General features: G+C 44.3%; 12 protein-coding genes. 5 read left to right on the top strand and 7 right to left on the bottom strand.

Translation table 11 applies throughout. From position 1 onward, the window contains the following. Positions 1-90 precede the first annotated feature (90 nt). Together FD01_RS13865 and FD01_RS13870 are read right to left on the bottom strand one after the other, a co-directional pair. The gene (locus FD01_RS13865) at positions 91-1,371 is read right to left on the bottom strand and encodes a glycoside hydrolase family 140 protein (protein WP_056964872.1); all 1,281 of its coding nucleotides are present in this window, start codon (positions 1,369-1,371) and stop codon (positions 91-93) included. Between the two features lie 195 nt (positions 1,372-1,566). After that, positions 1,567-2,577 (bottom strand): LacI family DNA-binding transcriptional regulator, encoded by a 1,011-nt coding sequence (locus FD01_RS13870; RefSeq protein WP_056964874.1) that lies wholly within the window; start codon positions 2,575-2,577, stop codon positions 1,567-1,569. A 132-nt stretch (positions 2,578-2,709) separates the two neighbouring features. Between FD01_RS13870 and FD01_RS13875 the strand changes: the two genes are divergently transcribed. From FD01_RS13875 to FD01_RS13895, 5 genes are read left to right on the top strand one after another with little or no spacing between them, the layout of a single operon-like run. Beyond that, a complete protein-coding gene (locus FD01_RS13875) occupies positions 2,710-4,137 on the top strand; it encodes an L-fucose/L-arabinose isomerase family protein (protein WP_054718299.1) in 1,428 nt (475 codons plus the stop codon). Between the two features lie 12 nt (positions 4,138-4,149). Continuing rightward, complete coding sequence (locus FD01_RS13880) at positions 4,150-4,977, top strand: transketolase (protein WP_054718302.1); 828 nt, start codon at positions 4,150-4,152, stop codon at positions 4,975-4,977. Further along, positions 4,974-5,915 carry a transketolase family protein gene (locus tag FD01_RS13885; protein WP_054718305.1) on the top strand — a complete coding sequence of 314 codons (942 nt, stop codon included), beginning with the start codon at positions 4,974-4,976 and terminating at the stop codon, positions 5,913-5,915. Before FD01_RS13880 ends, FD01_RS13885 begins: the two co-directional genes overlap by 4 nt. A gap of 5 nt (positions 5,916-5,920) precedes the next feature. Next, positions 5,921-7,363 carry an FGGY family carbohydrate kinase gene (locus tag FD01_RS13890; RefSeq protein ID WP_056964876.1) on the top strand — a complete coding sequence of 481 codons (1,443 nt, stop codon included), beginning with the start codon at positions 5,921-5,923 and terminating at the stop codon, positions 7,361-7,363. 44 nt (positions 7,364-7,407) lie between these two features. Further along, on the top strand, positions 7,408-8,844 hold the full coding sequence (locus FD01_RS13895; protein ID WP_056964878.1) for a glycoside hydrolase family 1 protein: 1,437 nt from the start codon (positions 7,408-7,410) through the stop codon (positions 8,842-8,844). A 183-nt stretch (positions 8,845-9,027) separates the two neighbouring features. Here FD01_RS13895 and FD01_RS13900 read toward each other — a convergent pair whose 3' ends face one another. The 5 genes from FD01_RS13900 to rpsF all read right to left on the bottom strand — a co-directional run bounded on the left by FD01_RS13900 (position 9,028) and on the right by rpsF (position 11,445). Further along, the gene (locus tag FD01_RS13900; protein WP_152164601.1) at positions 9,028-9,639 is read right to left on the bottom strand and encodes a hypothetical protein; all 612 of its coding nucleotides are present in this window, start codon (positions 9,637-9,639) and stop codon (positions 9,028-9,030) included. A 27-nt stretch (positions 9,640-9,666) separates the two neighbouring features. Beyond that, positions 9,667-10,167 (bottom strand): helix-turn-helix domain-containing protein, encoded by a 501-nt coding sequence (locus FD01_RS13905; protein ID WP_056964882.1) that lies wholly within the window; start codon positions 10,165-10,167, stop codon positions 9,667-9,669. Positions 10,168-10,262: 95 nt separating this feature from the next. Next, a complete protein-coding gene (rpsR, locus tag FD01_RS13910; RefSeq protein WP_054718320.1) occupies positions 10,263-10,499 on the bottom strand; it encodes a 30S ribosomal protein S18 in 237 nt (78 codons plus the stop codon). A 25-nt stretch (positions 10,500-10,524) separates the two neighbouring features. Next, on the bottom strand, positions 10,525-11,118 hold the full coding sequence (gene ssb, locus FD01_RS13915) for a single-stranded DNA-binding protein (protein WP_054718321.1): 594 nt from the start codon (positions 11,116-11,118) through the stop codon (positions 10,525-10,527). A 30-nt stretch (positions 11,119-11,148) separates the two neighbouring features. Then, complete coding sequence (gene rpsF, locus FD01_RS13920) at positions 11,149-11,445, bottom strand: 30S ribosomal protein S6 (protein ID WP_054718326.1); 297 nt, start codon at positions 11,443-11,445, stop codon at positions 11,149-11,151. Positions 11,446-11,686 lie beyond the last annotated feature (241 nt).

An 11,686-nucleotide genomic window follows, 5' to 3' on the forward strand; every position in this document is an offset into this window, starting at 1 on the left:
TTTATTTTGTCTGAGTGCTAACGATAGTGGCTAACTTGATTGTAAAACGCGGGGTTAATATTTGTTGCGCTAATTGTTCATCGGTCATGGTTATGCCCCCTTAATATCGACAATGATGACTGAATCGGCTTCAGACCGACTCATGGCAAGGTGCGTTGAATCTGTAAATTTCAATGGATATTGTTGCCGCTTGTTTAAATCAATCACATACGCTGACGCATTCGTGCTAGTAATTTTCAAAGGATTCAGATCAAGTATCGTATTAGTGGGTAGATAAATTGCATATCGATCACGATTTTCATTTACTGAAATACGAATACTCTCTTCACAATGTAACTTTGTTTGAACCGCTGTTGCACCATTTGGAAAATATTGTTCCATGATTGTCTTGAGATAAGCAATATCATTTGCACCATCAAAATGTAGCGCATCTCGCCAATCAAAGGGTGCATCAAATCCTTCTCCTTGAACAATACCAAATGAATGATTCAATCGATGCCAGCTCCAAATACCATGGGCGCCATACGTAATCCCTGCATCGGCCCCTGATAATACCGAGCTCCAGGAAGCCTGACGAACGTCACGTGCATCATAGCGTCCATATAGATTGCGACTATAACTTATTTGTTCGTAACAAGGTTCTGCATTAATAATAGGTTTCTGATATCCCTGAGCGCGCAAAGCACTTGGAATGGTATAAGCCGTATTTTGACCTGCTAAATTATGTCCCGATTGGTAACAGAAGAAATCAAGCTGATTAAGTAATTCGGCTGGCACTTCTGCTAATCGTCCTTTAATATGGCAGGCATAAAGGGCCCCTGCATCATGGACTTTGGCAACTTTTAATGCTTCACGATAGTAATTCACTGTTTCTTCTGTTGGAAAATCAGTATCACCACTCACAAAATAAATAGGCGAGAATTTTTTGAATCGTTCAGTCACAGCCGAAACATATGGTTTGATTTCATCAAATGGCATTTGATTATTGATGTTCATATTCGCGGACCAAGTTCCAGGTACATAGTTCGACCAAAGCAGTACCAGCACTGGTACCATGTGGTGTGCTTGAACTGCGGCTACCATTTGTTCTGCCCGATCAAAATACTCATGATTTGGTTTTGAGAAATCATATTGGTAATGTGCACCAGATTGCGTAATCGGATACGGCAAAATGTCCAAGTCTGATCCACTTGCATCCCATTGGCTCAATATATTCATTTGAATCGCAGTAAATCCTTGCTGTTCACGATAATCTAAGTAATACTGCCACTCTTCTAAAGTGATATTAGTAAACGCACTCCAACAGGTATCAGCTAAATAGAAGAATGGTTTCCCATTCTGAAAAAATTGTGTGCCTTTCGTGGAAAGCATGAAGCCACCTCCTATGAAACGTAAAATTTGCAGCTGCACGAATGTCACAGTACCTAAATTGAACTGTGAATCCGTTTTCCTTGTTAACATCTTTAAATTATCACTGGTGTTAAATCTAGTCAAGCATAATTTACTATATTAAAACTAAACTAAAACCAGGTATGAACAGAATCGTTCATACCTGGTTTTCTTTTATTATAGAGACCGCCGTTTAACTAAGATAGTGGCAACCAAAGTTTTCTGTGGATTCCAGTGTGTTGTATGCATTTGCCCTTGGAGTTGGTGCAAAGCTTGTTGTGCCATTTGATCAACTGGTACATGAATCGTGGATAGCTCTGGCGAAACCAAGGTACCTTCATAAATATCATCAAAGCCCATAATTGCTAATTCTTCTGGCACTCTAATTCCAGCACGTTGCGCGGCTTTCAACAAACGAATGGCGATGTAATCATCTTCGCAGAAGATTGCTGCTGGCAACTTCGGTCCTAAATCAGCTAGGTCGAAGTCCGCTGACGAGCTTTGGCCTGGTGAAACATAGTAGAAATGTTCTTCTGCGATTCGCAGATCCGCTTCAGCCAATGCAACTCGGAATCCCCGCCGGCGTTCGTTAAAGTTTGACATTAACTTATCTGAGGCGAAATACCCGATATCCGTATAACCTTGTTGCAACATATACCGCCCTGCTAACCGCGCCCCTTGGTAATTATCCATCGTGACAAAGTCGGCAATGATATCTTCAAAATACGTATCCAAAAAGACCACATTTGGCACATATTGCTTGATCAGCAAGACCTGTTCTTGAGTTAAGTCAGTACCTAGCACTAAAACCCCATTATCACTAGAGTTTGCGACACTTTCGATGCGGTCGGCTAACTCATCGCCTTGAACCGTCACGGTACGCAAACTGCCATTTAGTTGACTCACATCTGCTGATAACGCGGAAATCAAGCTATTAAAGAATGGTAGGCTGCGATAATCCCCTTGAACTAAACCACTGGTGGTCACCACCAAAAAGGTAACTTCCCCAATACCATCTTCTTCAGCCTTGCGACTCTTGCGTAACGGTGTATAGCCTTGTTCAGCAATAATCTTCAAGATTTTTTGCCGCGTTTCGTCGCTGATGCCTTCTTTTCCATTGATGGCGATCGACACCGCCGATTTAGAAACCTGCGCCATCTTGGCGATATCACTCATTTTTAAAGCCATCACAGCCACTCCCTTCGTGCTCACTAAAAGAATACTAAATTAGCGAAAACTTTGCAAAACTTATTGCGTTTCGTCAACTAAAATAATACACTAAGTTTTGTAAACAAACAAATTAGTTTAGGAGATGGCAAAATGACCCAATCTATTAAATTAGGTTTTGCACCGACTCGCCGCAACATATTCTCTGCTGATGCGGCAATTGAGTTTGCCAATTTAACACGTAACAAACTCAATGCAATGGGCATTGACTATGTCGATATCAAAGATGTCAATAATGACGGCCTGCTTTATGACGATGCTGGTATGAATCAAATCGCAGAAAAGTTTCAAGCTGCTCACATTAATGGTTTGTTTTTGGCCAATGAAAATTTTGGAACGGAGTATGAATGTGCCCGCTTGGCTAAGAAATTAAACGTTCCTGTTTTGTTATGGGGGCCAAAAGATGAAGCCCCTGCGGCTGATGGTTCACGCTTACGCGATACCCAATGCGGCTTGTTTGCAATTGGAAAAGTCTTGCGCCGCTTCCAAATTCCATTTACTTATCTGGTAAACGTTGATATTGACGATCCTGAGTTTGAACGTGGTGTTAATGACTTCATCAAAGTTTGCAACATCGTCAAAACTTTCAAAAACACGCGCATCTTACAAGTAGGGCCACGGCCATTCGACTTCTGGTCAACGATGGTCAATGAAGGCGAACTGCTTGAACGCTTCAATATTTCACTTTCTCCAATTCCAATGACCGAACTGGTTCAAGAAATTCATCGCCTGCAAAAAACACAAGATCCAGAAATCGCCAAAACCGTGGCAAAGTTCCAACAATTTGCCGAAATTCAAATCAGTGACACGGATTTGGATATGGTCGCAGCCTTAAAAGTGGCGTTATCAAACAAAATGACCCAATACGGTTGCAACGCCGGCGCGATTCAATGCTGGACTGCCTTGCAAGATGAAATCGGGATCTTACCTTATGCTTCAGAATCCATGCTTCAAGATGAAGGCACTCCCGTCACTTGTGAAACTGACATCCATGGCGTCATTTCTGAACTCTTAGTGGAAGCAGCTACCATGGGTGAACATCGCGCAGTATTTGCCGATGTTAACTGTCGTCACCCTGAAAATCCTAATGGTGAACTCTTACAACATCTCGGCGTCTTTCCGTTTTCAACGGCTAAGAACAAGCCTGTACTACCACCATCACATTTCGTCTTTGATTATCCTGGCAGTGTGGCCTTACAAGCTCAAGATGGCGACTATACGCTTTGCCGCTTTGACGGCGATAACGGGAAGTATTCGTTGCTATTAGGCAATGCGAAGTCTTGCCCTGGTCCTTATGAACAAGGCACGTACTTATGGCTAGAATTCGCCAACCTCAACCGTTTTGAAACCAAGCTTGTCTATGGCCCATACATTCACCACATCGCTGCGGTTCGAGATGACGTTGTGCCGGTGCTTGCAGAAGCCTGCAAGTATTTAGGCGTTACCCCAGATTACTATGATCCAATCGAAGACGATGTGGCGGCATACCTGCGTGGCGACATCACCAGTATTATCAAATAAGGAGGGATGATTTTGGATATTCAAGCACTGCAACTAAAAGCCGCACAAATGCGCTTAGCTACTTGGCAAATGATTTATCGTGCTAAAACTGGTCATACCGGCTCTGATCTTTCTTGTGCGGATATTGTAACCGCGTTATACAACGACGTGATGCAACAAACCCCTGCAACCTTCACCAATCCCAATCGTGATCGCTACGTTCAATCCAAAGGCCATGCTGTCGAAATTTTATATAACGTTTTGGCGGATGCTGGGTATTTTCCTCAAGCAGATCTGCTCACCTACTCGCAATTCAATTCACCTTATATCGGCCATCCCACCAACCACATCAATGGCATTGAAATGAATACTGGATCGCTTGGCCATGGCTTAGGTTTAAGTGTCGGGATGGCTTTAGCCGCCAAGCTTGACCAACGTGATTATCGCGTCTTCACTTTAATGGGCGATGGTGAACAAGCTGAAGGTTCCGTTTGGGAAGCAGCCATGGCAGCCGGTAACTATCACCTCGACAACTTAACGGCGATCATCGATCACAATCGCTTACAAATCAGTGGGCCAACTGAATCCGTGATGAATAGTGAACCCTTGGCTGAAAAATATGCCGCATTTGGTTTTGATGTGCAAGAAATCGACGGCAACGATATGAACCAAATCGTCACTGTTTTAACTGCAGAAAATAACACCAACAAACCGCGACTGATTCTCGCTGATACGATCAAAGGTAAAGGGATCAGTTTTGCTGAAAACCAAGCCAGCTGGCATCACCGCGTCCCAACTGCCGACGAATATCAACAAGGCATCGATGAATTACAAACCGTGATTGGAGGATTAAGCAAATGACAGATACGAAAAAAATCGGCGATGTCCTTTGCACCGAATTAATTGAGGCTGCAAACCATGATCGTAACATTTTGGCAGTGACCAGTGATTCACGTGGATCAGCTGCTTTAAATCCTTTTGTCGACGCGCATCCTGATCAACTGGTTGAAATCGGCATCGCCGAACAAAATTCCGTCACCGTCGCTTCCGGGTTGGCGCATAGTGGCAAACGTCCCTTTGTTTTTGCGCCGGCAGCATTTCTAACCATGCGCAGTATCGAACAGGTAAAAGTCGATGTGGCATACTCCAATAGCAACGTGAAATTAATTGGGATCTCTGGGGGTAACTCTTATAGCGTTTTAGGCGCCACCCACCATTCTCTGCAAGACTTGGCAATTACTCGGGCTATTCCTAATCTTGAAATCTATATGCCCGCTGATGAACATCAGGCGCAAGGGCTCATGCGCTATTTGGCCACTTCACCAAATCCAGCTTATGTGCGCATCGGCAAAGTCGCGTTACCAACCCTTTATCCGAATGTTACGCAGGCTTTCACCAAGCCTGGTAAGGCGAATATCTTAAGTAATTATGGTCAAGACGTCGCGATTGTGGCGATGGGTGAAACTTTGGCGATTGCCAATGAAGCAGCGATTCAGCTGAATCAGCTTGGTATCCATGCGCAAGTAATCGATCTTGTATCGCTAAAGCCATTGGATCAAGCCACCCTTAACCAGGTCGCCGATCAGACACATCTCATTGTGACCTTGGAAGAACACAGTCTTTATGGCGGTTTAGGATCGGCGGTAGCTGAAGCCTTAGCCCCACGCGGCGATACCAAAGTTCATATCATTGGTTTTCCTGATGAGCCGGTGATTGCCGGGACTCAAGCTGAAGTCTTCAACTATTACGGCATGGATGCTACTAGTGTGACTGAAAAGATCAAACACTGGTTGAGGTAACGACTATGGCACTCACATTAGCAATCGATCAAAGTACGCAAGGTACCAAAGTTTTATTAGTCCGTCCAGATGGTACTATCGCGTATAAAACCACTAAAAAACATCGTCAAATTATCAGTGACCAAGGCTGGATCAGCCATGACTTAGATGAAATCGAAGCCAATCTCAAAGTTTTGACTACGCAAGCATTATCGCAATTACAAGGCGAAACTTTAACTGGCGTTGCCATCAGCAATCAACGCGAAACCGCCGCTGCTTGGACACGTTCAACTGGCAAACCCTTGGACCTCGCCATTGTTTGGCAAGATAATCGCGCCATTGATTTAGTTGATGCGCTTTGCAATCATCCCGCCTTCAAAACGATCAAACAAACGACTGGTTTGGCCTTATCACCTTATTTCAGCGCCGCCAAATGGGCCTGGCTCATTCAACACAATGAAGCCGTTGAAAAGGCGCAACAGTTAGGCGATTTATGCCTCGGCACAATGGATAGTTGGCTGGTATTCAAGTTGACCCACGGTGTAGCATTTAAGACAGAACCGAGTAACGCTTGTCGGACACAATTGATGAAGTTAACGACTGGTAGTTGGGACGATAAATTATGCCAAGCGTTTGGTATTCATCAAGAAAGTCTGCCACAAATCTGTGACTCTAACGCGCAATTTGGCTTCACTGACTTATTCGGTGCTTTACCGACGCCGATTCCGATCATCAGTATTTTAGGAGACTCGCAAGCGGCCTTATTTGCAGAACATTGCTTGCAAGCCGGTCAGTACAAAATCACCTTTGGGACTGGTTCTTCAATTATGGTGAATACTGGGACTAAATTGATTCAAGCGCCAAACTTAAATACCTCAATTGCTTGGCGACGCAATGGTCAAACCACTTATGTGTTAGAAGGCAACGTCAACTACTCAGGTGCTTTGATTACTTGGCTCAAAGATCATTTACATCTGTTCGATTCACCAACAGACACTGACACGATGGCCCAAGCCGCTAATCCTCGTGATACCACGATGTTGATCCCAGCATTTTCAGGGATGGCAGCCCCTTATAATCGGCCACATCTGAAGGCTGCTTTTTTAGGGATGACCATGTTAACCGGTGCTAATGAAATTGTGCGCGCTGGATTAGACGCGGTGGTTTATCAAATCACTGATATCATTAATTTACTCGCGACTTATAGTCCCAAAATGGTGCCAGTCGCCCATGTTGATGGGGGGATGATCGCCAATCATTACCTCATGCAACGCTTGGCTGATCTGACCCAACAAACAGTGGCAGTTTCTGGTATTCAAGAGCTTTCTGGCGTTGGTGCGGCCTTAAATGGTGGGAAAGATCATTTTTCACCTTTACCGATTCCCAATCAATATCAACCAAAGATCTCAGTTGAAAGCTCAGTGAATCAAATCAATCGCTGGACTAGCCAAATTAAACAACTTGCCTAATCAAGTTTATCAAAGTAAATGTCAACAATTCAAAGGAGTAATCAATGAAGTTCCCAGAAAATTTCTTATGGGGCGGCGCAACTGCCGCTAATCAGCTTGAAGGTGGCTACGATTTAGACGGTCGTGGCCTTTCAGTTGACGATGCTTTACCTGGTGGCAAGCAACGGATGGCGATCATTGCTGGACCAAACTTTGATTGGACCATCGATGAACAACAATACGTTTATCCTAATCACCAAGGTATCGATTTTTATCATCACTACAAAAAAGATATTGCCTTGTTTGCTGAAATGGGTTTTAAAGCCTACCGATTCTCGATTTCTTGGTCACGAATTTTTCCTCAAGGCGACGAACAAGAACCAAATGAAGCTGGTTTGCAGTTTTATGATCTAGTCATCACAGAATGTGTGAAGCACCATATCCAACCAGTCATTACCTTATCTCACTACGAAATGCCGCTTTATCTGGCTAAACATTATGGTGGTTGGAAAAACAAACAATTGATCGGATTTTTTAAGCATTACGCCGAAACAGTGATTAAGCGCTACAGTGATCGTGTTCATTATTGGCTGACCTTTAATGAAATTAACAGCGCCGCGCATTTTCCAGTGTTGAGTCAAGGTTTGATTCAACAAAACGGGGCCAATGAACCACGTAACATCTTTCAAGCTTGGCACAACCAATTTGTTGCGAGTGCTTATGCTGTTAAAGCGGCCCACGAAGCTAATCCTGACGCACAAGTTGGTAACATGATCATTTATGCCACCAGTTATGCCTATGATGCGGATCCTATCAATCAGCTCGCCAACTTGAAACATAATCAAGCTTTTAATTTCTATTGTGCCGATGTTCAAGTTCGTGGGCATTATCCGAGTTATGCGCCTGCATTATTTAAAGAAAATGGCTTTACCGAATCTGATTTAGATCGAACCTCTGACGAACTGGCATTACTTGCGAAATACCACGTCGACTTTATTTCGTTTTCATATTATATGTCCAGTGCAATCGATGCCACCGGCCGCGTTACTGAAAACATCTCTGGCAATTTAATGGGTGGCGTTAAAAATCCTTTCTTAAGTGCCAGCGAATGGGGTTGGCAAATTGATCCCACTGGCTTACGTATTGCCCTTAATGAATTGAATGATCGTTATCAAGTGCCACTGTTCATCGTTGAAAACGGTCTTGGTGCTCGAGACACCGTCCAAGCTGATGGCCAGATTCACGACGATTATCGGATCAATTACCTACGTGCTCACATCAAAGCAATTCAAGATGCCTTAGCCGATGGTGTCAATATCATCGGTTACACACCTTGGGGTTGTATCGATTTGGTTTCCGCCTCTACTGGTGAGATGTCGAAGCGCTACGGTTTTATTTATGTCGATCTTGATGATCAAGGTCGCGGGACTTTGAAACGCACTCGCAAGGATTCTTTCTATTGGTATCAAAAGGTCATCACCACGAATGGTGAAACCTTATAAATCTAACATTCTCTATTCGTCACAGGCAGTTAATCGGTCCGTAGCCTAGTTTTCTGTCTGTACCGTTCAAAAACATCTGTCGCCTTGCACCGCTGCGACAGATGTTTTATTTATTTCGCTATTATGATAGCTACCGTTAGTAGCCACATTACCAATCATGATGAGGACTTTATACGAAAAAGACTAGCTCGTTGCCAACACCTCAAATAACCACTGACAACTCACTTCCAAACGGTCGATAATTTTAAGCGATTGCTTGGACATATTGACTTGCGCATCCAACAGTTCCACATGACTTAAGATAATTGCCAAGACAGCCAACAAATCATACCAAGTTTCTAATGGAAGCGAGGCAACGATTTGTTTGGCTTTTTTGGGTAGCGCCAAGATAATCGGCTCAATTTGACGCTTAGTCGCCAAAGCCAAGGGTAAGGGCAAAATCGAAAGTTGCGTGACTTTTTCAACTAACGTATACAGGCGTTTGAGTTGCCGCACAATGTTATTAACGGCCCTAGGATCATCACGCATCCCCAGCAGCTGCCGCGTCAGTGCCATTTGTTCGGCCGCTGAAAGTTGCAAAGTTTGCACTCCATATATTTGCATCTGTTCAGGCGTGAACTTCACCGCCCCGTTGGCAATAAAATCACTACTTTGAATCCCCAGGGATAACTTGGAGTTCTTCTGCGTCATGATAATATTCGGGACCACGGCGTAATAAGGCGCAAGATACGCTTGTAAGCTTTGCGCCGCGCGGTTAAAGCTTGCTGGAATAAAGTCACTGCGTTCATCTAACACCACCCGCACAGTCCCAATTAAAGGCTTTTACGTGAAAATTGCCGCTAACAGTTGCAAATACGGATGGAGCACTGCTAAACCAGTGGGATATAGCAAAGGAATCGGTGGCATTTGCACTAAACTCATAAAGCGCTGCGCTGGGTCTGCCACTAACGCTTGTAAAATCAAGCGTACGGTATCATTAGATTTCCCGACCGCCTTGCTTTCTTTTTTAAGACTTTGTTGATTGGGATAAACGACCTCACGAAATACTTTCATGTCACGATCGCAATTTTTGATCAAAGTCGCACTGACATACATGCGCTCTGAACGCTGCGTAAAGCTTTCGTCCAAGTAGATCACCCATTGTTCTTGGGCCTGGCGTTGCTTGAAAAAAGCCTCAAGCTTACGTTTGGTCGCCGCACTTGGGGCTTGGTCATTCAATAAGCGCCGAAGTGTTGCCGAGGCAATACCAATTGCATCAGCCAAGGCTTTTTGAGAAAGGTGATCTTCACTTAAAAGGCGTGTCAACAAGTACGCATAGGCCATTTAGCAGTCTCCTATAAACAATCAAATAATCCAAAATCAGCATTTTTATGGTAACAAAAAAGACCCACCGCAATGGCAGGTCTTAGAAAACCAAATTAGTCTTCCGCAACGAATGGAAGCAGACCCATAATCCGGGAACGCTTGATCGCAACAGTTAACTTGCGTTGGTTCTTGGCGGAAGTACCCGTCACACGACGAGGTAAAATCTTACCACGTTCGGAAACGAAGCGTTCCAACAAATTAGTGTCTTTATAATCGATATATTCGATATGGTTAGCGGCGATGAAGTCGACTTTGCGACGACGACGGCCACCACGGCGTTGTTGTGCCATGAATGTCACTCCTTTTCAAAAGATTCTAGAACGGCAGATCATCATCCGAAATGTCGATCGGTTGGCCGTTATTGGCGAACGGATCAGCAGTATTGTTATTGGCGTTATTATTGTTAGCACCAAAGTTCGGTTGGCTATTGTTGCCACCATTGTTGGATGATGGTGTGGTTGGGGCCGTATTTTGGCTCCCACCAAAGTTATTCGCAGGTGCTGGTTGGCCCCCGCCGAAGTTGTTTTGGTAGTTATTGCCGTTGTTTTGATTGTTCCCAGTGGCATCTTGTGGCCGAGCTTCAGTCGTCGCACGCGATTCCAGCAAGGCGAAGTTCTCCACGACGACATCCGTCGTGTAAACCGTTTGGCCTTGTTGGTTGGTATATTGACCGGTTTGGATGTGACCCATCACGCCGATCATGGAACCTTTACGCGTGAAATTACTGAGGTTTTCGGCACTTTTACGCCAGATGGTACAGTTGATGAAGTCTGTTTCGCGTTGCCCGTTGGCTCCGGAGAACTGACGATCAACTGCCAGCGTGAAACGGCCGACGGCAATCCCACTTTGGGTATAGCGCAACTCGACTTCACGCGTTAAGCGGCCGGTTAAAGAAACACTATTAATCATCCCTACGCACCCCTTCTATACAGCGAAAAATTAATCTTCGCGCTTGACGATCATGTGACGAAGAATATCGCCAGAGATCTTGGACAAACGGTCGAATTCGTTGATCGCAGCAGCGTCATCAGCAGTTAAGTTGACGATGTGGTAAACACCTTCAGTGTACTTGCCGATTACGTATGCGAACTTACGCTTTTGCCAATCCTTGGAATCAATGATGGTCGCACCATTTTCCTTCAAAATATTGTCAAAACGTTCGATCAGCGCAGCTTTGCCTGCTTCATCCATATCAGGACGGATGATGTAGGTAATTTCATACTTGGTCGTAGCCATTGACATTTCACCTCCTTATGGACTTTGGCCCAGTCTTCTGGGCAAGGAGTCGGTGACGAAAAAACGTCACATACTCACAAACTAAAATACTATCATAACTCAAGACTGATTACAAACTTTTTGTGAGCTGGTTTCATTGTTGCACCACGTGTTTGCGTTTGGCAAATTCCAAGTCTTTTTTCAGGCGGTGAATTGTCAAATTAAGTGCAAAGTCTCATTATAGAAAACTTCGTAGGGCGTT

The organism is Lacticaseibacillus manihotivorans DSM 13343 = JCM 12514 (genome assembly GCF_001435035.1).
Taxonomy (GTDB): Bacteria; Bacillota; Bacilli; order Lactobacillales; family Lactobacillaceae; genus Lacticaseibacillus; species Lacticaseibacillus manihotivorans.